16 protein-coding genes are annotated in these 24,354 nt (G+C 62.0%); 9 read left to right on the forward strand and 7 right to left on the reverse strand.

What is annotated here, in order from left to right; all coding sequences use genetic code 11:
- Positions 1 to 253 precede the first annotated feature (253 nt).
- The 6 genes from FB598_RS10555 (at position 254) to FB598_RS10580 (ending at position 10,387) form a co-directional block, all read left to right on the forward strand.
- The gene (locus tag FB598_RS10555; protein WP_183405740.1) at positions 254 to 7,717 is read left to right on the forward strand and encodes a hemagglutinin repeat-containing protein; all 7,464 of its coding nucleotides are present in this window, start codon (positions 254 to 256) and stop codon (positions 7,715 to 7,717) included.
- A gap of 7 nt (positions 7,718 to 7,724) precedes the next feature.
- Positions 7,725 to 8,105: a hypothetical protein gene (locus FB598_RS10560; RefSeq protein WP_141914718.1), complete on the forward strand. Its 381-nt coding sequence runs from the start codon at positions 7,725 to 7,727 to the stop codon at positions 8,103 to 8,105.
- 279 nt (positions 8,106 to 8,384) lie between these two features.
- Positions 8,385 to 9,014: a hypothetical protein gene (locus FB598_RS10565; protein WP_141914717.1), complete on the forward strand. Its 630-nt coding sequence runs from the start codon at positions 8,385 to 8,387 to the stop codon at positions 9,012 to 9,014.
- Positions 9,015 to 9,212: 198 nt separating this feature from the next.
- Positions 9,213 to 9,407 (forward strand): hypothetical protein, encoded by a 195-nt coding sequence (locus FB598_RS10570; protein WP_141914716.1) that lies wholly within the window; start codon positions 9,213 to 9,215, stop codon positions 9,405 to 9,407.
- A 41-nt stretch (positions 9,408 to 9,448) separates the two neighbouring features.
- Positions 9,449 to 9,817, forward strand: a complete 369-nt coding sequence (locus tag FB598_RS10575) for a hypothetical protein (RefSeq protein WP_141914715.1) — start codon at positions 9,449 to 9,451, stop codon at positions 9,815 to 9,817.
- 90 nt (positions 9,818 to 9,907) lie between these two features.
- Positions 9,908 to 10,387, forward strand: a complete 480-nt coding sequence (locus FB598_RS10580) for a hypothetical protein (RefSeq protein WP_141914714.1) — start codon at positions 9,908 to 9,910, stop codon at positions 10,385 to 10,387.
- A 134-nt stretch (positions 10,388 to 10,521) separates the two neighbouring features.
- Here FB598_RS10580 and parC read toward each other — a convergent pair whose 3' ends face one another.
- The 7 genes from parC to FB598_RS10615 form a co-directional block, all read right to left on the reverse strand.
- On the reverse strand, positions 10,522 to 12,837 hold the full coding sequence (parC, locus tag FB598_RS10585; RefSeq protein ID WP_141914713.1) for a DNA topoisomerase IV subunit A: 2,316 nt from the start codon (positions 12,835 to 12,837) through the stop codon (positions 10,522 to 10,524).
- Between the two features lie 50 nt (positions 12,838 to 12,887).
- On the reverse strand, positions 12,888 to 14,888 hold the full coding sequence (locus FB598_RS10590; RefSeq protein WP_141914712.1) for a DNA topoisomerase IV subunit B: 2,001 nt from the start codon (positions 14,886 to 14,888) through the stop codon (positions 12,888 to 12,890).
- Between the two features lie 250 nt (positions 14,889 to 15,138).
- Positions 15,139 to 16,491 (reverse strand): amidase, encoded by a 1,353-nt coding sequence (locus tag FB598_RS10595; RefSeq protein ID WP_141914711.1) that lies wholly within the window; start codon positions 16,489 to 16,491, stop codon positions 15,139 to 15,141.
- Between the two features lie 104 nt (positions 16,492 to 16,595).
- Complete coding sequence (locus FB598_RS10600; protein WP_141914710.1) at positions 16,596 to 17,273, reverse strand: DUF2848 domain-containing protein; 678 nt, start codon at positions 17,271 to 17,273, stop codon at positions 16,596 to 16,598.
- Positions 17,274 to 17,365: 92 nt separating this feature from the next.
- The gene (locus FB598_RS10605) at positions 17,366 to 18,682 is read right to left on the reverse strand and encodes an MFS transporter (RefSeq protein ID WP_141914709.1); all 1,317 of its coding nucleotides are present in this window, start codon (positions 18,680 to 18,682) and stop codon (positions 17,366 to 17,368) included.
- 374 nt (positions 18,683 to 19,056) lie between these two features.
- Complete coding sequence (locus tag FB598_RS10610; protein WP_141914708.1) at positions 19,057 to 19,992, reverse strand: LysR family transcriptional regulator; 936 nt, start codon at positions 19,990 to 19,992, stop codon at positions 19,057 to 19,059.
- Positions 19,993 to 20,079: 87 nt separating this feature from the next.
- Positions 20,080 to 20,280, reverse strand: a complete 201-nt coding sequence (locus FB598_RS10615; RefSeq protein ID WP_141914707.1) for a hypothetical protein — start codon at positions 20,278 to 20,280, stop codon at positions 20,080 to 20,082.
- Positions 20,281 to 20,408: 128 nt separating this feature from the next.
- Between FB598_RS10615 and FB598_RS10620 the strand changes: the two genes are divergently transcribed.
- From FB598_RS10620 to FB598_RS10630, 3 genes are read left to right on the forward strand one after another with little or no spacing between them, the layout of a single operon-like run.
- Positions 20,409 to 21,362, forward strand: coding sequence for a MurR/RpiR family transcriptional regulator (locus FB598_RS10620; RefSeq protein WP_221292287.1), 954 nt, complete (start codon positions 20,409 to 20,411; stop codon positions 21,360 to 21,362).
- Positions 21,359 to 22,393 (forward strand): isoaspartyl peptidase/L-asparaginase family protein, encoded by a 1,035-nt coding sequence (locus FB598_RS10625; protein WP_141914705.1) that lies wholly within the window; start codon positions 21,359 to 21,361, stop codon positions 22,391 to 22,393. The genes FB598_RS10620 and FB598_RS10625 overlap by 4 nt, the downstream gene beginning before the upstream one ends.
- Positions 22,394 to 22,419: 26 nt before the next feature.
- On the forward strand, positions 22,420 to 24,273 hold the full coding sequence (locus FB598_RS10630; protein WP_141914704.1) for a dipeptide ABC transporter ATP-binding protein: 1,854 nt from the start codon (positions 22,420 to 22,422) through the stop codon (positions 24,271 to 24,273).
- The last annotated feature ends 81 nt before the right edge of the window (positions 24,274 to 24,354 follow it).

Genomic DNA, 24,354 nt, shown 5'->3' on the forward strand with positions numbered 1-24,354 from the left:
GAGATGTACTGTGGCGCAGCTGGAAAAAGTTGCTGGATAAAAACAACGTTGCGAAATACCTTCTTTAATTTTACTTTTTGGCAATAAAAAATTCTCGTTTCTCAAGAAAGTATACACATTAATCTTGACGTAAATTAACATCCCATCCCTTGAGAAGTTATTTGTTGCGATACGGCAATCGCGTCATGGCTCAGCGTGGGGCTGAAGCAGCGGACGCGAAGATCAAAAAAGAAAAAATCCAAGGGGTATCAGTTTGAACAGTCAGCGCTACAAGGTCGTCTTCAACCGACGCCGGGGCCAGTTCATGGCCGTTGCAGAAAACGCATCCACCATCAGCGGTACATCATCCACCCACTCTGCGAACCCTGCCGGCGTAGCCGCCGAGCTGCCTCGGGCGCTGCGCTTTTCGCTGCTTGCCGTGGCGCTGGCCATGTCGCTCAATACGGTGGTGGCGCATGCCCAGATCTATAGCGACCGCAATGCCCCGCGCAACCAGCAGCCGACCGTGCTGTCCAGCGGCAATGGCGTGCCGGTGGTCAACATCCAGACGCCCAGTAGCGCCGGCGTGTCGGTCAACGCCTATCGCCAGTTCGATGTGAACGCCAACGGCGCCATTCTCAATAATTCCCGCGGCGCTGTGCAGACCCAATTGGGCGGTTATGTGCAGGGCAATCCCTGGTTGGCCACAGGCACGGCCCGCGTGATCGTGAACCAGGTCAATTCAGCCAATCCCAGCTACCTGCGCGGCTATGTGGAAGTGGCCGGCGACCGCGCCCAGGTGGTGATCGCCAACCCGGCCGGCATCACCTGCTCCGGCTGCGGCTTCATCAACGCCAACCGCGCCACGCTGACCACGGGTACGCCGGTGATCTCTGGCGGCAGTCTGGAGGCTTATCGTGTGGCCGGCGGCGTGGTGACGGTGGACGGCGCGGGGCTGGACGCCAGCGGCAGCGACTACGCCGATATCATCGCGCGCGCGGTGCGCATCAACGCCGGCGTGTGGGCGCAGGATTTGAAGGTGTCGGCCGGCCTGAACACGGTCAGCGCCGGCCACGACCAGGTCACCCCCGGCGTGCCGCCCGGCGACGCGGCGCCGGCTGTGGCCATCGACGTGGCGCAACTGGGCGGCATGTATGCGCGCCATATCTACCTGGCGTCGACCGAGCATGGCGTGGGCGTGCGCAACCAGGGCATCATCGGCGCGGCGGCGGGCGACGCCGTCGTCACTGCCGACGGACGCCTGGAAAACAGCGGCGCCCTGACGGCCACGCAAGCGCTGACCATGCAAACTACCGGCGCCATCGCCAATACCGGCGGCATGGGCGCCAACGGCGCGGTGGCGCTCACCGCGGGTGCGCTGGACAACCGCGGCAGCATCAACTCGGCACAAGGCTCGCTCAGTTTTGCCAGCGACGGGCCGGCCATCAACCGGGGCCGCATCGAAGCAGCCCAGACGGTGTCGCTGGCCGCCGGCGGCATCGACAATAACGGCGGCGCGATCGGCGCCGCCAATATCGCCCTCGACAGCCGCCGCCAGGCCTTCAGCAACGTGCGCGGCAACATCGTGGCGCAAGACGGCCTGACGGTATCCAGCGGCAATCTGAACAACGACGCCGGCCTGCTGCAGGCCCTCGGCAACATCGCCATCGATGCCAACGGCCAGACCGTGGCGAATACGAACTCGGGAGCTACGCAAGGCATCATCGCCCAGGGCGCGCTGACCATGACCGCCGGCGCCGTCGTCAACCAGGGCGGCTACCTGGGCGCTGGCGGCAACCTGGCGATCGCGGCGGCGACGGTGGACAACAGCGCCGGCGTCATCGGCGCCAGCGCGCTGGCGACACTGGATGCCACGGACATCACCAATGCCGGCGGCAAGATCCAGGCCAAGGGCGGCCTCAGCATCAATGCCGCAGGCGGCACGGCGGACAACAGCGGCGGCTTGCTGCGCTCCGATGGCGCCGTCACGGTGCAGGCAGCCACGCTGCGCAACGACAACACGCAGGGGCAGGAGCAGGGCATCGAAGGCACAACCATCGCGCTCAACGCCCAGGACGTATCGAACCGCCAGGGCGCGATGCGCGCCGATGCCGCGCTCACGCTGGAGGCGCGCGGCCGCATCGATAACACGGCCGGCCTGCTGTCATCGTCCGGCCAGCTCGCCATCACCGACATGCAGGCCACGCAGGCCATGCGCACGCTGGCCGTGGACAACGCCGGCGGCACTATCGTCGCCGCCCGGCAGCTCGATATCGCCGCGCGCGCGCTGGCCGGCAACGGCAAGGTGCTGAGCCAGAAAGACCTGAACATCGCGCTGACCGATTCGATCGTCAACACCGGACAGATTGCCGCCAGCGGCGACGCCATCGTCTCCACCGCCGGCACCTTCGCCAATGCCGGGGCGGTCGCCGCTGGCGGCAAACTGGCGCTGACCGCCGCCACCATCGATAACCAGGCCGCCGGATCGCTGGTGGCCAGTACGCTCAACCTGAAGGCGACCGACGTCCACACCTTCACCAATCGCGGCCTGATCGATGGCGGCACGACGGTCATCGAAAGCAGCACCGTCAACAACATCGGCACCGGCCGCATCTACGGCGACAACGTGGCCATCGGCGCCGACGTGCTCAACAACGTGGCCGAAACGGTTGGCGGCGTGACCACGGCCGCGGTGATCGCCGCCCGCAACCGGCTCGACATCGGCGCCGGCGTCATCAACAACAGCGAACACGCACTGATCTATTCGGCCGGCGACATGGTCATCGGCGGCGCGCTCGACGCGTCGAAAAAAGCCATCGGCATGGCGCGCGAGATCAACAACAGCAGCGCCACCATCAACGCCGACGGTAACCTGACGATTGCCGCCAATACCATCAACAACACCAACGCGCATCTGGAGACCACCGACCAGGTCGGGCCGGGCAACCGCATCATCACGTATCGGCTGAACGGGTCTTCCAACCTGATCGACGGCAATTCGGCGCGGCTGGTCAATCTCGGCTCCGGCCAGGTGGTCGGCCCCTATAACTGGCGTGACATGGGCGATGAAGACAATTTCCGCCTGATCTTGCCATCGGATGCCTACCCCGTGGAGCGTTATGGACCTCCCTTCACTTATTCCAAAGGCGTCAAATACGGGGACAATGCCATTGCGCCAGCTTATGTGCCCGATTGGCAAGAGGGAAGCAATGGTGGGGAATCGACCATCACCTATCATCCGGCCATCATCAACTACGAGAGCAGCGACCGGATCTGGACGGTGATGGGCGTGACGCCGCCAGTAGACCCAGGGGCAGGGCCCGGGGGGCCACCACAGCCGGGCGAAATGTGCTACGACTCCTGCGTTTCCATCCCGGTTGATCCGGCGGAGTATGCAGCGTGGCAGTCTGCGTATGCAGCCTGGAAACCCCGATATGACGCATACATAGCCACCCTGCAGGTTCTGAACGACAAGATCGATGCGTTCAATAACAACGTACGCAGTCGTTCAGCCCGCGAATGGACCATCTACGACGGCACCGAGCAAATCACCCGCACCGTCGTCACCAAGAGCGACCCCGGCATGATCACCTCCGGCGGCAACATGACGCTGGCCGCCGGCGCGGTGAACAACTACGCCAGCCAGATCATCGCCGGCGGCACCGTGGCCGGCGACAGCGTCAACGGCACCGCGATCAATAACACCGGCCCGCTGGGCGTGCAGAGCGTGACCTCGACCGGCTCGGCCAGCTACACCTACATCAAGAGCCACACCTTCAGCGCCGACGACCGCCGCTACGACGACGCGCCTTACCAGTCGCAGACCATCGTCACCAATTTCCAGTTGGACATCACGCCCACCAGCGGCGCCGGGCCCAACCGCAACAATACGGTCAAGGCGGTAGCCGCCGCCGTCTCCGGCGCGTCGGGCCAGAGCGCCGCGGCGATCAGCATCCGCACCGCCAACCTCAACCTCGCGCTGCCCAACAACGCGCTGTACCGCATCGACACCGCGCCGGGCAACCGCTACCTGGTCGAGACCGATCCGCAGTTCACCAACTACCGCAGCTGGTTGTCCTCCGACTTCATGCTCAACCAGCTGCAAAGCACGCCCGACAGCACCATCAAGAAACTCGGCGACGGCTTCTACGAGCAGCAACTGGTGCAGCAGCAAATCCAGCAAGCCATCGGCCAGCGCTACCTGGCCGGCTACACCAGCAATGAAGCGCAATACATGGCGCTGATGAACGCCGGCGTGCAACAGGCCCAGGCCTTCAACTACACCGTCGGCGTGGCGCTGAGCGACGCCCAGATCGCGCAGCTCACAGCCGACATCGTCTGGATGGTCAAGCAGACCGTGACACTGGCCGACGGCAGCACGCAGGAAGTGCTGGTGCCGCAGGTCTACCTGCGCGCCTCCAACGTCCAGGTCACCGGCCAGGGCACGCTGATCGCCGGCAACGACGTAGCCTTCCAGACCGCACAAGACATCGTCAACAGCGGCGGCACCATCGCCGCGCGCCAGACCGTTTCGCTGGCGGCGGATAACATCCAGAACCTGGGCGGGCGTATTTCGGGGACGAATGCGGTGTTGTCGGCGGCGACTGATATCAACAACCTGGGCGGCGCCATTGACGGCAGCGATCGTGTGGTACTGGCCGCCAATGGTGACATCAACATCAACAGTACACGCGTCGAAACAGCCAATGCTGTTACGACCGGCGCCAACATCAGCCAGGTCGCCAGTGTCACCGGCAAGGATCTGACGATCGCGGCCGGGCGCGATCTCGTTGCTAACGCCGCCGTGATCGGGGCCACCGGCGATGTGGCATTGTCGGCCGGCCGCGACGTCAATCTCGGCACGGTCAACCAGGGCTACCGCCAGGAGATCAACTGGGCCAGCGACAGCGGCGCCTCGAACTGGATCGGTGCGCTGACCGGCCCGAACTTCGTCGACCAATCCAACGGCGCGCATGGTACGACCGAGAGCGGCGTAAACCGGGCCACCCTGAGCGCCAGCCAGGATGTAGCCACGCAGATCACTGGCAACAACGTCACCATCAATGCCGGGCGCGATTTGAACGCCCAAGGGACACAGGTCGTGGCCGAGGCCGCGCTGGCCGCCGCCGCCGGCCGTGACATCAACATCAGCACAGCCAACGAATCGGCCAGTGCGCGCGACCAGCACCAGCACAGCTCCAGCGGGATTCTTTCCGGCTCCACTATCCAGACGGACGACGCCAGCAGCTACAGCAACCAGATCGGTAGCACCTTCTCCGGCAACACTACCGTGCTGGCTGCAGGTCGGGATGCCAACATCACCGGCAGCGATGTGGTGTCCACTCAAGGCACGCAGGTCACCGCAGGCAATGACATCAACATCGTCGCCGCCACTGATACCAGCAGCGAGTCGCATTACCGAAAGGAAACCACTTCCGGGGTCTTCAGTGGTGGTGGGTTGGGTGTGACGGTGGGCAGCAAGATGCAAAGCAGCAATTTCGCCCATAACAGCAGCACCGAAAGCGCGTCGACTGTTGGCGCGACAGACGGCAACGTGGTGCTGGTGGCTGGCAACCGCTACAGCCAAATAGCCAGTAATGTCATCGCGCCCCAAGGCGATGTAGGCATTGTCGGCAAGCAGGTCGACATCCTTGCCGGCATCAATACCGAACAGAACATTCAGGAAACACTGTTCAAGCAACAGGGCGTGACGGTACAGGTCACTAATCCGGTGATTTCCGCTATCCAGTCGGTGATGTCGCTGCAGGAATCCAAGGGCAAGACCAAGAATGGACGCGCCAAGATGCTGGCAGATGCGGCTACTGCATTGACGCTGGCCAATGCCGCTGCGCAGGTTTCCGGCAGTGCCGCGCCGGCTGGAGGCATTGACCTGGCCATCTCGCTTGGCAGCTCAAGCAACCAGAGCAAGACCGTGCAAAGCAGCACCACCACGGCCGCATCGACGGTGGCTTCGGGAGGAACGACCACAATCGCTGCCACCGGTGCAGGCATGGACAGCAACCTGACGATTGTTGGCAGCGAAGTGACGGGTACCAACATCAACCTGATCGCCGACAATCAGATCAACTTGCTGGCCCAGCGCAACACCAACGAGGAACACAGCACCAACAAAGGCAGTTCGGCCAGCGTAGGCGTGTCCATCGGCACTTCCGGCGTGATGTTCAACGCCAGCGCCTCGGGCAGCCGTGGCAAGGGTGATGGCAGCGACAGCGACTATAGCAACACGCACATTACTGCCAACAACCAGCTGACCATGGCTTCGGGCGGCGACATGACGCTCAAGGGCGCGGTCGCTGCGGGCAACCAGGTGATCGCCAATGTTGGAGGGAACCTGAATATTGAGAGCTTGCAGGACACCAGTAACTACAAGAGCCAGCAGCAAAGCTTGGGCGGTAGTGTGTCGGTCGGTCTTGGAGGCGGTTTCTCCGGCAGCATCAGTGCCAGCCAGAGCAAGGTGGATGGCAACTATCAGAGCGTGATTGAACAAAGCGCCATCAATGCCGGCGACGGCGGATTTCAGGTCAATGTCGCCGGTAATACTGACCTCAAGGGCGCGAAGATCGCCAGCACGGATAAGGCAGTGGAAGAAGGCAGGAACCAATTCCAGACCGCCAGCCTGACGATGAGCGACATCCAGAACAAGAGCGAGTACAAGGCGGAGAGCCAGAGCGTCAGTGCTGGTGGCGGATATGGCGGTGGCAACATCGCCTTGAATGGAGTGGGCGTAGGTTGGGCCAATGAAAGCGGTAGTGAGGCCAGCATGACTAAGTCTGGCGTTTCCGGTATTGCTGGAGACGCCACTGTCAGAAGCGACAAGGACAGTAGCAATACGCTTGTTAAAAAATGGGACGGCCAGCAATTACAGGAAGATGTCGAAGCTCAGGCGAAAATTACACAGGAGCTCGTCAAGCAAGCATGGACCGCAACGATTAGTCGTGTCATCAAATCAGCGACAGCCGATAAGAAAATCCTGTTACAGAAATGCGATAGTGGAGGGCAAAATTGCCAAAACACGCAAGTGGATCTGGACGATATCAAAACTGTTGATGGAAAACTATACGTATATAACCATGGCATCATGAATACAGAAGAACAGGCCTTGGAAAATGCAGCCAAACAAAGCAGCGATGTAGCGAATGCGCAAGGCGTCTACGTGATTATCAATCCGTATACTGGCAATCCAGTGGCAGAAGTGCTCTATGCGGGATGGGACAAGCTCAATGAAGTGCTAGGCGCGGCGCTGCCGGTCAGTAACTCCAGCGAAGCCAATATTGACATACGCGAACAAGTAAAAGCACAAGGCGGTGTGGTAATTGAAGTCGATCATAGTCGTGGCAGTCTGACTAGCAGTAACGCGCTTGCAGAACAATTGAATCGGGGAGGCGTCGATGTGGCAATAGGCAGCGTAACCTTCAATGGCGCTGCGGCCAACGCTGAGCGTATGGCCAATCTCGTTGATCAAGCCACTGGCGGACAAGGTGTTGTATACCAATCCACGCACAAGAATGATCCGGTGGGAACCATGATCGGAGGGAATGAAGCGACGGGAGGAAATACAACGTCATTTCCTGATTCGCATGGGGCTTATACGGGGTATTTGCCGCCGGAAAGATTGACCAATGGCGACGTAAATCCTATTCGACTGAGAATAGATGAAATATGGGGCAAGGGAAAAATAAGTACGCCAATTTTAGTCTCACCGACACCTAACATGTGAGTAAAAGATGAATGTCGATAAGTTTTTAATTTTCGTGAGAAATGTAGTACTGCTACTGGCTTTAGGCAATATAAGTGGGTGTATCGCCGCCATCATGGATATGGATAAACCTATGGCACCACGTCGCCTAATGTGGGGGAGGGATAATATTTCAGTTGATCAAGTGGCCTCAGAGCTTAGGGATTGTGGGCGGAAAGTTGAGAAAGTAATGAACGGGTTGTCTTTGAAGGATCAATACAATGCAGAAGATGTTTGTATGCTGAAAAAGGGTTTCACGTTTATATCGACACCTAAAAGCTATCCAAATACTTGTTCATATCAGACTTTTAAAGACACTATCGGATGTAAATCTGCGCGTGGCGAATACAAGGTTGAATCTGATAAGTGAGATTAAGAAAGCTTGATTCACAGCCTCAAATATTCAAAAAATTTTCAGAAGGAAGATGGTGCTCAGTGGCGCTGGAGATGGTATTGGAAGAGGGGGAATCTACACGCTCAATGGCGAAATATCATATACGTTCGGGATCTTGCCGATTTTTATTTAGCTAGAAAACTTCGGATGACGCTTTGTATTTCCCCAGTTCCGGTGAAGCGTAGTTGTACACGTTGAAGGGCCGAGGAAAGGCAGAGGATTTTGTTATTTACAATGTACAGGAGTGTATCGAGAATGAAGTTGTTTCATCTGGTAGTCGCGTCGCCGTTCATACTTGCGGGTTGCGCATCCGTGGCACCTTATCAGGCGCCACAGTCCGGCGAGTCGAGTGCTTCCTTATCCATTGAGTTTGGGCGAGAAACAGGTGAAGTCGAAATGTCGTATGGGAAAAGTGATTCCGACGATTGCTTCGAATTTTCGGTTCTGCATGCGGTAAAGTATTCTCGTGCCGGCAATGAAAAAAAACAGCCGGTCAAGCAAGTTCTGATTCCCGCAAGCGGCCCTCAGGTACTTCGATACAAGAGAGTCGACTACAACGAATACTGCGAAATCAATTTGCGTTTCCTGCCGCAGCAGGGTGAGCAATATGTGCTTCGAACGGAGAACCGTTACCTTAAATCGGAAAGTGAATTGCCTGCTTTCTTTGGGGGCGGCGCCAAAAGACAATGCGTCGTTGAGCTATATCGTAAAGATGCGGGTGACGTCCTGAGTCTGGTGCAATTTGATCGATTACCAATCAAGCCAACACGCATGGGCTATCCTGGGTGCCCAAAAATTCTTACTAAAATGCGGTCAGCTTTCCTGGTTGGTAGCCAACAGCAATTCGATCTGGATACATCGGGAATCATGAGGCGCATACCGTGAAGGCGGAATAGACGGATCAAAGCGATCAACTCTATCGTTCTTGATAGTGAACTAAATGGGGCTTGGCAGTAATCGCGTGCCGCGAGTCCATAAAAGAACGGCTCCTGAATTTATCCGGAGCCGTTTTGCTAGGAAATCACCGGCAACAACATCACCATCAGCGTCGGACGCGGCCTGAATACCCAAGGTACGCAGGTAGTGGCCAAAGCCGCCCTTGCTGGTCGCGACATCAACATCAGCACAGCCAACGAATCGGCCAGTGCGCGCGACCAGCACCAGCATAGCTCCAGCGGGATTCTTTCCGGCTCCACTATCCAGGCGGACGACGCCAGCAGCTACAGCAACCAGATCGGCAGCACCTTCTCCGGCAGAACCAATTTACGGCTCCGGTGAAAATCAATAGTATTGATGCGAAATAAAGAAGGAGTGTGACAATGCGCAAGCTGGCCGAATTAGATGGTGAGTATGGCGGATGGCTGGAAATTGATCCGGTGAAGTTAAAGCGTGTTGCTATTGAATTCAAAGAATGGCTTTTGACTGTCGATCCGAATAACGATCCATTTGGATTTTTGAAATATGATCTGCCATTAGTTAATGCAGTATTAGATGGGGAATTGTCATTGCCGTATCACCACCCTAATCCTCATAATTGGGAAATTCGTGAAGGCGTATTAGACGGGTATGTGGAAATTTCAGCCCCTTTTTACAACACAATACGGGGGGCTCTTTATCAACCACCTGATGTAATAAAAAAAAATGGACGTTACTTCGCCTGGACCGAATTTGAAGACCCTGAAATTTAGATTTTTGAATTTCGGGAACGAATGCGGTGTTGTCGGCGGCTATGAGGAAACAGACGAAACAATCTTGCCGATCCGCTGAGCAGCATCGCCGTGCTGACGTTGGGGCGCCTGCTGATGGGGCCAGCCGAGAGCCTGTTCCTGACCGCCCCCATCGTCGGCATTCTTGCCGCCGGCGATGTGGAATGCGGTGCTCACGATTTTAAAGGCGGGAATGAAATGAAGAAGATGTTACACATTGGTGCGATTGTGGCGTTATGCACCTCCATTGCTGGCTGTGGTTTGCTATGTATTGGAGGGACAGCAACCTGTGGTTTAAGTGATGAAGCAACTTACAGATTGCTTCATCCCAAAACCTACGGCCAATATTGGGAAAAGCCTGGCGTAACAAAAGAGGAATGGCAGCGAGATTGGATGGCGTGTGGAGGAGGGCAAGATGGTCAATATGGCGTTTATAAAGTCCCAGGGATGCGCGACGTTGATTTTGATAGGGAGTATAAAAAAGAGCGTGAGAGACTAGACACTTGTATGCAACAAAAGGGCTACCAATTCGACAATACCAAGCCCTATTGATCCCGCAACACAGTGGCAATAATGTCCGCCCTGATCATCGCGGCCGGCCGCGATATCAACATCTAATTTAAGAAAAACGGCCCCTGAGATTGATTTAGGAGCCGTTTTTCATTACTGGGGTTGGGGACGTTCAATTACGTTTCGGCACGCAACCCCGCAGGCTTAAGCTTAGACTCCAACGCCTTCCCCTTACGCGCCCGCTTGCCGATATGCACGCCCAGCGCGGCCGCCGACAACGACACTTCCTGCGCCTTGCCGCCGCGGCCGATGCCGTAGACGACGACTCCCTTCTGGCTGATCGCTTGCGCGCCCAGGAGCTTTTCGTTCTTCTCCAGTTCCATTAGGTTCACGCCGCGTCCGCCGGAGGAGAGCGTCTTCATTTCGTCCAGGCCGAACACCAGCAGGCGGCCGTTGCCGGAGAGGCAGGCTACGGCGCCGGCGTCGGCTGCTACCGTGCGCGGAGCCAGGGGCAGGGCGCCTTCGTCCAGCGTGAAGAAGGCCTTGCCGCCCTTGACGCGGCCGAACATGTCGGAGGCCTTGGCGACAAAGCCCACGCCGGCGTCGGAGGCCAGCAGCAGCGTGGCGTCGGCCGGGCCGGCGTAGTAGTGCAGGATGTTGCTGCCGCTGGCCAGTTCGACCAGCGTGGTGACGGGCACGCCGTCGCCGCGCGCGTTGGGCAGGCCATTCACAGCGATCGTGTAGACCCGGCCGTTGGAGCCGAAGGCCAGTAGGTTGTCGACCGTGCGGCATTCGAAGGCGCCGTACAGGCCGTCGCCGGCCTTGAAGGTGAATTGCGCGGCGTCGTGGCCGTGGCCGGTGCGCGCGCGCACCCAGCCCTTTTGCGAGATGATCACGGTGACCGGTTCGTCGATCACCTTCTGTTCGAAGGTGGCGCGTTCGGCTTCTTCGATGATGGTGCGGCGCTCGTCGCCGTATTGCTTGGCGTCGCCTTCGATTTCCTTGATCACCAGCTTCTTCATCGAGGCCGGGTTGTCGAGCAGGTCTTGCAGCGTGCTTTTCTCGCCGCGCAGTTCGGCCAGCTCTTGCTGGATCTTAATCGCTTCCAGGCGCGCCAACTGGCGCAGGCGGATTTCCAGGATGTCTTCGGCCTGGCGGTCGGACAGCTTGAAGGCGGCGATCAGCGCCGGCTTGGGTTCGTCGAACTCGCGGATGATCTTGATGACCTTGTCGATGTTCAGCAGCACCGCTTCCCGGCCTTCCAGGATGTGGATGCGGTCGTTCACCTTCTGCATGCGGAATTGCGTGCGGCGGGTGACGGTCTCGAAGCGGAAGCCGATCCATTCGCCGAGGATGTCGGCCAGGCCCTTCTGGCGCGGGCGGCCGTCGCCGCCGATCATCACCAGGTTGAGCGAGGCATTGCTTTCCAGCGAAGTCTGGGCCAGCAGCGTGTTCATGAACTCGGTCTGGTCCTGGTTCTTGGACTTGGGTTCGAACACCAGGCGCACCGGGGCGTCGCGGCCGGATTCGTCGCGCACGGCGTCGAGCAGGCCGAGGATGGCTGCCTTTTGCGATTGCTGCTCGGGCGTGAGCGTCTTCTTGCCCAGCTTGACCTTGGGGTTGGTCAGTTCTTCGATTTCTTCCAGTACGCGCTGGGAGGAGACGCCCGGCGGCAGTTCGGTGATCACTGCCTGCCACTGGCCGCGCGCCAGGTCTTCGATCTTCCAGCGTGCGCGCACCTTGAGGCTGCCGCGGCCGCTCTGGTACATCTCGGCGATGGTGGATTGCGGCGTGATGATCTGGCCGCCGCCGGGGAAGTCGGGGCCGGGGATCAGCGCCATCAGTTCGGCATGGCTGATCTTCGGATTGCGGATCATCGCGACCGCCGCCCTGGCCACTTCGGTCAGGTTGTGCGAGGGGATTTCGGTGGCCATGCCGACCGCGATGCCGGAGGCGCCGTTGAGCAGCAGGAAGGGCAGGCGTGCCGGCAGCAGCTTGGGTTCTTCGGTGGAGCCGTCGTAGTTGGGCTGGAACTCCACCGTGCCCATGTCGATCTCGTCGAGCAGCAGCTTGCTGATGGGCGTCAGGCGCGCTTCGGTGTAACGCATCGCCGCAGCGCCGTCGCCGTCGCGCGAGCCGAAGTTGCCTTGGCCGTCGATGAGCGGATAGCGCAGCGAGAAATCCTGCGCCATGCGCACCAGCGCGTCGTACACCGACTGGTCGCCGTGCGGGTGCAGCTTGCCCAGTACGTCGCCGACCACGGCGGCGGACTTGCGCGGCTTGGCGGTGGCGTTCAGGCCCAGCTCGTTCATCGCGTACAGGATACGGCGCTGCACCGGCTTCTGGCCGTCGGCGACGTCGGGCAGGGCGCGGCCCTTGACCACCGAGATCGCGTAGTCGAGGTAGGCGCGCTCGGCAAAGGTCGACAGCGTCAGCGAGTCGCCGTCCGGCGGGGGCGGGGTCTGGTCAAACAGGTTGGCTTGTTCGGTCATGGAGCTTTGCTAGTAATCTGTGTTCGGTCGGTCATGTCGGGGCGGGGCGATCAGATATCGGCCTCGGCCTCATTGCCGTGTTCCTCAATCCATGCCCGGCGCGAGGCGGCTTCGCCCTTGCCCATCAGCATGGTGAAGCGCTCTTCGGTACTTTGCACGCCGGGTTCGCCAAAGCCGATCGGCAGCAGGCGGCGGGTGTCGGGGTTCATGGTGGTTTCCCACAACTGTTCGGCGTTCATCTCGCCCAGGCCCTTGAAGCGCGAGATGGTCCAGGCGCCTTCCTTCAGGCCGTCCTTGCGCAGCTTGTCTTCGATGGCCTCCAGCTCGCCGTCGTCCAGGGCGTACAGCTTCTGCACCGGCTTCTTGCCGCGCGCGGGGGCGTCCACGCGGTACAGCGGCGGGCGCGCCACGCAGATGTTGCCGTTTTCGATCAGCTTGGGGAAATGCTTGAAGAACAGCGTCAAGAGCAGCACCTGGATGTGCGAGCCGTCCACGTCCGCATCGGAGAGGATGCAGATCTTGCCGTAGCGCAGGCCGGTCAGGTCGGGCGTGTCGTTGATGCCGTGCGGGTCGACGCCGATGGCTACCGCGATGTCGTGGATTTCGTTGTTGGCGAACAGGCGGTCGCGTTCGGTTTCCCAGGCGTTCAGGACCTTGCCGCGCAGCGGCAGGATGGCCTGGAACTCCTTGTCGCGGCCCATCTTGGCCGAGCCGCCGGCGGAGTCGCCCTCGACCAGGAACAGTTCGTTGCGCGACACGTCGGAGGATTCGCAATCGGTCAGCTTGCCGGGCAGGACGGCCACGCCGGACGACTTCTTCTTCTCGACCTTCTGCGCCGAACGCAGGCGGCTTTGCGCCTGCTTGATGACCAGCTCGGCCAGCTTCTTGCCGTAGTCGACGTGATGGTTCAGCCACAGCTCCAGCGCCGGGCGCGAATAGCCGGCCACCAGGCGCACGGCGTCGCGCGAGTTCAGGCGTTCCTTGATCTGGCCCTGGAATTGCGGATCCAGCACCTTGGCCGACAGCACGAAGGACACGCGCGCGAAGACGTCTTCGGCCAGCAGCTTGACGCCCTTGGGCAGCAGCGAGTGCATCTCGGCGAAGCTCTTGACCGCCGAGAACAAGCCTTCGCGCAGGCCGGATTCATGAGTGCCGCCGTTGGAGGTGGGGATCAGGTTGACGTAGGACTCGCGCACCACGGCGCCTTCCTCGGTCCAGGCCACGACCCAGGCCGCGCCTTCGCCCTCGGCGAAGCCTTCGGCATCGCGGCCGGCGTACTGTTCGCCTTCGAACAGCGGGATCAGCGGTTCGCTGTTGCTGGACTGGGCCAGTTGTTCCATCAGGTAGCCGCGCAGGCCCTGGTCGTATTGCCAGGTCTGGGTATCGCCGCTCTTGGCGTTGACCAGCGTGACCTTCACGCCCGGCAGCAGCACCGCCTTGGAGCGCAGCAGGCGCTGCAGCTCGCCCAGCGGGATAGTGGGCGAGTCGAAATATTTGGGATCCGGCCAGACGGTGACGCGGGTGCCGGATTTCTTGTCGTCGCGGCCGGCCGGGCGTGACCGGAGTTTCTCGATCACGTCGCCGCCGGAGAAGGCCAGCGTGTGCACGGCATTGCCTTGCTCGTCCTTGCGCCAGACGGTGATTTCCAGGCGCGTGGACAGCGCGTTGGTGACCGACACGCCGACGCCGTGCAAGCCGCCCGAGAATGCGTAGGCGCCGCCCGAACCCTTGTCGAACTTGCCGCCGGCGTGCAGGCGGGTGAATACGATCTCGACGGTGGGCACCTGTTCTTCCGGGTGCCGGCCGACCGGGATGCCGCGGCCGTCATCCTCCACGGCGACGCTGCCGTCGGCGTTCAGGGTGACGATGATGCTCTTGCCGTAGCCGCCCAGCGCTTCGTCGGAAGCGTTGTCGATGACCTCCTGGATGATGTGCAGCGGATTCTCGGTGCGGGTGTACATGCCCGGGCGCTGCTTGACCGGTTCCAGGCCCTTGAGGACGCGGATCGATGATTCACTGTAATCGGACGGGGATGTTTTCTTGGTTGCCATGCAGGTGAGATTGGGTCTGGTCGGAGAGCGGCCGCAAATCAATGTGTAGCCAAAATGACAGCACATGCCGGCCTTGAGAACCTGTCAGAGAGCCTGCGGCATGCGGTGCCAACTGCGCATTCTAATGAAAATTGCGCCAAGCAGAAAATTGCTTTTTGGAAATGAGGTGTTTTGGCGGCCGGCGCGCGGCTGCGAGGGCGGTGCGCCGCCGTCGGCGGACGGCGGCGCGAGGGGAACTGGCGTGCGGGTATCAGGCAGCCAGCAGGCTTTCGACCGCCCGCGCGATCGACAGCAAACGGCGGTCCTGGCCGCCGGGCGCGGCCAGCGACAGGCCGACCGGCGCGTTGCCGGGCTGGTGGCAAGGCAGGGAGATGGCGCAGCCGTCGAGGAAGTTGATCAGCGTCGGGTTGCGCAGGATCAGGCCGTTGGCGGCGTAGTAGGCGTCGTCGCTGGCTTGCAGGTCGGCGATTTTGGGCGCCACGACCGGCACGGTCGGCATCACCAGCGCGTCGAAGCCGTCCAGTTGCGCTTCGGTGTTGGCGATCCAGCGGCGGCGGGCGTGGATCACGTCCAGCAAGTCGGCCGCGCCCATGTCCTTGCCGCGCAGGATGCGCGAGACCACGCGCTGGTCGTAGCCTGCCTTGTTTTCGGCGATCAGTTCGCGGTGCCAGGCATAGGCCTCGGCGGCGGTGAAGCCGCCCTTGGCGTTGATCGCGGCCAGTTCGCCGAAGGCCGGCAGCGGCTGCTCGACGATCACGGCGCCGGCGGCGGAAAGCTTGGCCAATGCTGCCCGGTAAGCGACCGCAACCTGCTCGTCCATGCCGTCCAGCACTACATTGGTCGGCGCCAAGAGGCGCAGGCCGCGCAGCGGATGGGGGATGGGGGCGGCGTAGTCTTCGCCGGACAGCACCGCGTCCATGATGGCACAGCACTCGACCGAGGCGGCCAGCGGGCCGATCGAATCCAGGTATTCCGACAGCGGCAGCACGCCTTTCATCGATACGCGCGAGGCCGTCGGCTTGAAGCCGGTCAGGCCGTTGAAGGCCGAGGGGATGCGCACCGAGCCGCCGGTGTCCGAGCCGATGGCGGCAAACGCCATGCCGTCGGTGACCGAGATGGCGGCGCCCGAGGATGAGCCGCCCGGGATGCGGCCGCCATCCACGTCGCGCTGCCAGGCATTCTTCGGGGTGCCGTAATGCGGATTGATGCCCAGGCCGGAATAGGCGAACTCGGTCATGTTGGTCTTGCCGATCACGATGGCGCCGGCGTTGATCAGGTTCTGCACCACTACCGAGTTGGCGGCGGCGGCCGGTTTGCCGCGCAACACCACCGAACCGGCCAGCGTGGTTTCGCCGGCCACGTCGAACAGGTCCTTGACCGAGACCGGCAAGCCATCGATAGGCGAGCGGGCAAGGCCGGCCGCGCGCAGCGTGTCGGACGCTTTGGCGGCGGCGCGCGCCTGGTTGGCATAGACGCTGGTGAACACGCGCGCGCCTTCGCCGTTGGCGTCGGCGATCTTGGCCAGCGCCTGTTCGGTCAATTCAACGGAAGTGGTGCGGCCAGCCGCGAGGTCGGCGGCGAGTCGGGAGAGTGTGGGGAGCATGGTCGGCATTGTCGTGCAGTCGATGGAGGGGGAGAGTGTAGCGCACCAGGCGGGCGGTCGTCCCCGCGCAAGCAGGGGCGACATGAATGGCACAGGGCGATGAATCAGGCCACTTCAGCCAGCGACTGCGCCACATAGGCGTGACGCAGCGAGCGGCCGCGGCGCGGGTCGAACAATTCCATGGTGAAGGAGGCCGCCGGGCGGATGCCGCCAATGGCGCCGACGGTGCCGCAGGTCATGCCGCAGCCTTCGGGCAGCACGGCGCTGCCGTCGGTGAAGCGGGCGATCAGGTCGGCCGGTGTGCGCAGCGAGGACAACGGCCCTTCCTGGTACAGCACGGTGGCGCCGTTTTCTTCGATCCAGGAGCGGATCACCAGCTCGTCCCAGTACTCGGCCACGTCGGCTAGCTTCCAGGCGCCGGTGCCGACCGGCTTGACGCAGGCCTGCTTGGAGAAGGCCACGCTGTGCGCTTCCAGCTTGCGGTCGGTGTGGTCGGAGGCGATCGAGACATACAGCTCGCCGCCGGCGTTGAAGACGAAGGTTTCGACTTCGCCGGAGGACTCAAAGCCCAGCACCTGCACGTCGTTGGCTTGCGTGAGCTGGTTGGCCGAGACGCGGTAGAACAGCGGCACCGCGCTGGGGCGCGAAATGCCCAGGGCTTCCAGTTCTTCGATGTGGTGTTCGATGGCGGCCATGTCGCGGCCGGCCCAGCCGGCGATGACCAGGGTGTGGATGTCGGCGCTCACGGCGCCGTCGTCGGGGAGGGAGAAAGAGAGCTTCATGGCGGTTGCTTCAATATTCAATAACGATTGCGTGAATCAAACGCCGGAACCGCGCGGTTCCGGCGGGGGAAAGCTGAAATGCGGGATGCGGCTTACTGCTTCTTGATGAACACCACCACCAGGAAGCTGGCGAGGAATTCGAGCGCGGCCACGAAGTACAGGCCGGAAGACAAGGAGCCGGTGCTGGTCTTGAGCGCGCCGATCATGTACGGCGCGACGAAGCCGGCCAGGTTGCCGATCGAGTTGATCAGCGCGATGCCGCCGGCGGCCGCGGTGCCGGCCAGGAACGCCCCGGGGATCGACCAGAACACCGGGAACGCGGCCAGGATGCCGATGGCGGCGACCGTCAGCGAGCACAGGGCGACGGCGGCGTTGCCCAGCGTCAGGCCGGTGGCCACCAGGCCGATACAGGCGATCAGCGTGGCGATGGCGCTATGCATGCGGCGCTCGCCGGTCTTGTCGGAGTGGATGCCGTTCCACACCATGGCCAGCGTGCCGGCGATGAACGGGATGGCCGAGATCAGGCCGATCTGCAGGTTGCCCTTGATGCCGATCTCCTTGATGATCGACGGCGCCCAGAAGGCGATGGTGGCGTTGCCGCTGACCACGCAGAAGTACACGGCGGCGCAGATCCATACGCGGTAGCTGGCGCAGGCGTCCTTGAACGAGAAGTGCTTGCCGGGGGCGCTGTTCTCGGCGGCCAGGGTTTGCGTCACGGCGACTTTTTCGGCGTCCGACAGCCACTTGGCGTTGGCCGGTTTTTCCGGGAGCCAGGCCAGTACCGCCAGGCCTGCCAGCAGCGAGGGAATGCCTTCGATGATGAACAGCCACTGCCAGTTGGCCAGGTGGCCGACGCCTTCCATGCCGCTCATGATGAGGCCGGCGATCGGGCCGCCGACCGCGCCGGCGATGGCGAACGAGGTCATGAACAGGCCGTTGACGCGGGCCCGGCGCTGGGCCGGGAACCAGTAGGTCAGGTACAGCACCACGCCGGGGAAGAAGCCGGCTTCGAACACCCCCAGCAGGAAGCGCAGGATGTAAAAGCTGGTCGGGGTGGTGACATAGGCCATCGCCATCGAGGCCAGGCCCCACAGGATGGTGATGCGCGCCAGCGTCTTGCGTGCGCCGATCTTTTCCAGCAGCAGGTTGCTGGGCACTTCGAACAGGAAGTAGCCGATGAAGAAGATGCCCGCGCCCAGGCCGTAGACGGCTTCGGAGAATTGCAGGTCCTGCAGCATCGACAGCTTGGCGAAGCCGACGTTGACGCGGTCGATCCAGGCCAGCACGAACAGGAAGACCAGAAACGGAATCAGGCGCCAGGCGATCTTGCGATAGGTGGCATCCATCGCGGATGGGTTGCAGCCGGCGCCCGATACCGGATCGAGTGCGGCTGATGTGGAATAAGACATGCATTACCTCCCTAATTATTGATGAGCCTCGGCCGGTTTGCGGCGGCGCGCGGGTGTCTGGACAGTGTGCGGAGCCGGTCGGGTTCTTGTGATTGCCAGGCGCATGCGATGGCGCATGGCGGGTGCCGGTCTTAATTCAGTATGGGGATGAGGGCGGGACGCTGTCCAACAAGAAAATCTGAACAGGATTGATTGAAAAATCTTATGAGCAAAAGCGGGGCGTGTTTGCGCCAATACCATGCACTCAAGCTGGATTATTTATCTCCGTCGCCCTGACGAAGGCCAGGACCCGGGGTCGTTCAGCGGCTGTTGAGGCACAACGAAAGATACTGGGTCCCGGCCTGCGCCGGGACGACGGATTTCGGATTGGCGATTCAGCCTGCCGCCAGGGGCGAAGGCAGGCGGGCGATCTCATGTCCCCAATTGAGTGCAAAGTCGGACGCCGTTTCCTGTGCGATGCGGGCCACGGTCTCGGTCAGCGGATTCTCATGGTCTGAGCGGAAGCAGGCGATCAGGGCCAGCGCCGGAAATTCGGTATCGACCCGCAGCAGGTGCAATATCTCTTCATTCAGCTCGCGCTGGATGATGGCCGGGGGCACCGCCGCGATGCCGAAGCCGTCGGTCACCAGCCGGATCATGGTCGCCACCGAGGCGATGCAGTTGATATGCAGGTTGCCGCGTTCGCTGCTGGAGAACATGCGCTCGATCACCGCATGCGGGCCGGAGTTGCGCGCGAAGCTGACCACCGGGAAGGCCGCCAGGTCGGACAGCGTCAGCGTCTCGCTGCCGATGTCGAGCTTGGGGCTGCCGACCCAGCGCATCGGGAACTCGCACAGCGCGATGTTGCTGACCTGCGGGCCGATCACCGGTTCGGCCTGCAGCACCAGGTCGAGGTTGCCTTTGCTGAACTGCTCGTGCAGGTGGATGGTGGTATCGCTGGCGATTTCGATCTGCAGGCGCGGGAAGGTCTTGTGCAGGCGGCCGAGGAAATCGGGAAACCAGCTATGGACGATCGATTCGATGACGCCGATGCGGATCACGCCGGTGTAGACCTGCTTGTCGGACATGTCGTCCTTCATCTCGCGCATGAGCTTGACCATGCGTTCGGCATACACCAGCGCCTTGCTGCCGTCGGCGGTCAGCGCCACCTCGCGCGCGCTGCGGTCGAACAGGCGCACGCCGAAGTCCTGTTCGAGCGAGGCGATGCGGCTGGAGACGGCGGCTTGCGTGGTGTGCAGGCGTTCGGCGGTGAGCCGGAAATTGCGCAGCCTGGCCAGCCAGACGAAGGTTTCTAGGAAGCGGATATTCATGGCGCTGGAGTTGGCTGGGTGAGGGGAAGGAGGGATGCGGGGCAGGCGAAATCGTTTTGCCGCCATGCGTCCGCAAAGGAGCGTATTTTATCCACTGCCGCTGGTTTTTGGATGTTCTCGTTTTTGGTGCGGCGCGATAGAAAAAGCCTCTATAACAGTGCATCTCGAAGGATTTTTAGGGTATTTCTGGTGCAAATATGGATATTCTGTTTTTGAAAGTATTTTTTCTTTACTCTCCAATAAAATGAAAATATATTTACATTTTTCTTGAGCGCCGGAGACGGCCATCTGCCTCCGGGCAAGTGGCCAGTAAATGGCGAGTAAGTGGCCGGTAAGTGGCCGGTAAGCGCCTCAAGGCATCGATAAAAACACTTTCATGGGGCAGGCGGACTGTGACGCAACAGCCGAAAAACATCATGCTGCAAGGCGCGGGCGCCGTGGCGCAGACCGTGGGCAAGCTGTATCCGCAATTGTCCAAGTCGCATCGCAAGACGGCCGACTATGTGCTGGGCAATCCCTTCCGCGCCGCCACCATGACCATTGACGAACTGTCGGAAGCGGCCGGCATCTCGGTCGCCACCGCCAACCGGTTCGCCCATGCGCTGGGCTTCGACGGCTACGCCTCGTTCCGCGCTGCGCTGGTGTCCGATTTCGCCACCACGCTGGCGCCGGTGGAAAAGCTGCGCAACGAAGTGCAGCGCCCGGCCACCAGCGCCGAGATCATGGCCGCCGCGTTCGAGAACGACATCCACAACATCGAGGCCACCCGCCGCATGCTCTCGCCCGCGCAGTGCGAGCAGGCGGTGGACATGATCCTGGCCGCCGAGCGCATCTTCATCACCGGCTTCGGCGCCTCCGCCTATCTGGCCGGGCTGATGGCGCATGCGCTGGAACCCTATGTGCGCACCGTGTCGTCGGTGGCGCTGGCCGGCGGGCCGTCGCAGGCCGGCCGCCAGTTCTTCAAGCTTGACAGCCGCGACCTGGTGATCCCGATGGTGTTTCCGCGCTATGCGGCCGACACTGTCTGGCTGACCCAGCGGGCGGTGGAGAAGGGCGCGAAAATCCTCGCCATTACCGATGTGCCGGGCTCGCCGCTGGCGCCGCTGGCCGATGTGACAATCTTCGCGCAGACCGACCGCAAGCTCTCGCCGACTTCCGATGCGGCGGCGCTGATCCTGATCCAGGCGTTGTGCGACGCGGTCGCGCATCGCGCCAGCCGCTCGGTGCAGGCGGCCTCGCAGATGGCTGAATTCGTGCTGCCGTGGCTGTACCTGCCGCAACAGCAGCGCCCGGGGACGACGCCGGTTGGCAAGTCCGCCAGGCCGGCAGGCAGAACTGCTGCCCAATCCAAAGGAAAGACGAAAGCATGAATACTCCGGTCATCGCCATCCACGGCGGCGCGGGAACGATTTCCCGCCATTCCCTCAGCGCGGAAGAAGAAGCGGGCTACCACCAGGCGCTGGCCGATATCGTCGCCGCCGGCCAGGCCGTGCTCAACGCCGGCGGTTCGGCGCTGGCGGCGGTCACCGAGGCGGTGCGCCTGCTGGAAGACTGCCCGCTGTTCAACGCCGGGCATGGCGCGGTATACACCAGCGAGGGCAAGCATGAGCTGGACGCCAGCGTGATGAGCGGCATCGACCTGGCCGCCGGCGCGGTGGCTTGCGTCACCCATATCCGCAACCCGGTGCTGGCCGCGCGCGCCGTGATGGAACAGAGCGAGCATGTGCTGCTGGTCGGGCAGGGCGCGGAATCCTTCGCGGCCCGGCATGGGGTGGAGATGGTCGAGCCCGGCTATTTCCATACCGACGCGCGCCATCAGCAGTGGCTGCGCGTGCGCGGGCAGGCCGGGGCGATGCTCGACCATGACGCCGCATCCTTCGCCTTCGCCCGGCAAGGCGGCGAGGGCGGCCATGAAGGCCGTGAAGGCGATCAGGAAAAGGCGCCGCTCGACCCCGACAACAAGTTCGGCACCGTGGGCGCGGTGGCGCTGGACAAGTTCGGCAACCTGGCCGCCGCCACCTCGACCGGCGGCATCACCAACAAGCAACCCGGCCGCGTGGGCGACTCGCCGTTGATCGGCGCCGGTTGCTATGCCTCCAATTCGACCGCGGCGGTATCGGCCACCGGCACCGGCGAGGCCTTCATGCGCGCGGCCGCCTGCTATGACGTGGTCGCGCGCATGGCTTATGCCGGCGACACGCTGCAACAGGCGACCGACAAGGTGGTATTCCAATTGCTGCCGATGATCGGCGGCCGCGGCGGCCTGATCGCGCTGGACGCGCAGGGCAACCTGGCGCTGCCCTTCAATACCGAGGGCATGTATCGTGCTTATGGGCGTGGAGAACTGGCGCCGGTGACGGCGATATATCAGTCCGAGCAGCCTGAGCAGTCCGGATGCTGAACGGCGCCGGGCGGGAGAAAACAGAAATGCAACAGCCACAACGCGTGCTGGACGTCAGCAACCTGAGCGTAAGCTTTTCCACCTCCGAGCGGACGGTGGAGGCGGTACGCGGCCTTTCATTCCATGTCGGCCGCGGCGAGACCCTGGCCATTGTCGGCGAATCGGGTTCCGGCAAGTCGGTGTCGTCGCTGGCGATCATGCGCCTGATCGAACATGGCGGCGGCAAGATCGTCCAGGGCGGCATGCAGTTCCTGCGCCGCAACGGCCAGTCGCTCGACCTGGCCCGTGCCGACAGCGCTACCATGCGCAGCATCCGCGGCGCCGAGATCGCGATGATCTTCCAGGAACCGATGACCTCGCTCAACCCGGTATTCACCGTCGGCGAGCAGATCGCCGAATCGATCCGCCTGCACCAGGGCAAAGGCCATGCGGCGGCGCGGGCCGAGGCGCTGCGCATGCTGGAGATTGTGCGTATTCCGGAGGCCAAACGCGTGTTGGGGCGCCATCCGCACCAGCTCTCGGGCGGCATGCGCCAGCGCGTGATGATCGCCATGGCCTTGTCGTGCAAGCCGTCGCTCTTGATCGCCGATGAGCCGACCACGGCGCTGGACGTGACCATCCAGGCGCAGATCCTGCAACTGATCCGTTCGCTGCAGGAAGAGATGCAGATGGGCGTGATCTTCATCACCCACGACATGGGCGTGGTGGCCGAAGTGGCCGACCGCGTGGTGGTGATGTGCCGCGGCGAGAAGGTCGAGGAAAACGAGGTGAAGAGCCTCTTTGCCGCGCCTGTTCATCCCTATACCCAAGCCTTGCTGGCGGCGGTGCCTCGCCTGGGTTCGATGCGCGGCACCGACAAGCCGCGCCGCTTCGGCATCGCCGCCGACGCCGAAGCACAGCCGCAAGCCATCGCCACCGAACTGCAAGGCCAGCAAGAGATCGCCGGGCAGCGCCAGCCGATCTTGAAGGTGCGCGACCTGACCACCCGTTTCGACGTCAAGAGCGGCATCTTCGGTCGCGTCAGGCAACGCGTGCATGCGGTGGAGAAGGTCAATTTCGATCTGTATGCGGGCGAGACGCTGGCCATCGTCGGCGAGTCCGGTTGCGGCAAGTCGACCACCGGGCGTTCGCTGCTGCGGCTGGTGGATATCGCCGGCGGCCGCGTCGAGTTCGGCGGGCGCGACCTGGCGCAATTGCCGCGCTCGGAGTTGCGCCACTTGCGGCGCGACATCCAGTTCATCTTCCAGGATCCGTTCGCCTCGCTCGACCCGCGCATGACGGTCGGCTATTCCATCATGGAGCCGCTGCTGGTGCATGGCATGAAGGAGGGCGCGCGCGAGCGCGTCGATGCCTTGCTCACGCGCGTAGGGCTGACGCCGGAACACGGCCAGCGCTATCCGCATGAATTCTCCGGCGGCCAGCGCCAGCGCATCTGCATCGCGCGCGCGCTGGCGCTGAACCCGAAGATCGTGATCGCCGACGAGTCGGTGTCGGCGCTGGATGTGTCGATCCAGGCGCAGATCGTCAACCTGATGCTCGATCTGCAGGCTGAATTGGGTATTTCCTTCATCTTCATCTCGCACGACATGGCGGTGGTGGAGCGCATCAGCCATCGCGTGGCGGTGATGTACCTGGGGCAGATCGTCGAGATCGGCCCGCGCCGCGCCATCTTCGAAAACCCGCAGCATCCGTATACCCGCAAGCTGATGGCGGCGGTGCCGGTGGCCGACCCGACCTTGCGCCAGCCGGGCAAGAAGCTGATGACCGACGAGATCCCCAGCCCGATCCGGATGGTGGGCGACGAGCCCAATGTGGCGCCCCTGAAAGAGGTCGCGCCGGGCCATTTCGTGGCTACGCATAGTATTGCCGGGGCTTTCTGATTGCCGGTAGTAGTGTTTGCAGTAAATGAAGTCATCCAAGTAGCGCAACAGGCAGTATCAACCACATAGTCACTGATCAGG

Source organism: Herbaspirillum sp. SJZ106, from assembly GCF_006715495.1.
Classification (GTDB): domain Bacteria; phylum Pseudomonadota; class Gammaproteobacteria; order Burkholderiales; family Burkholderiaceae_D; genus Herbaspirillum.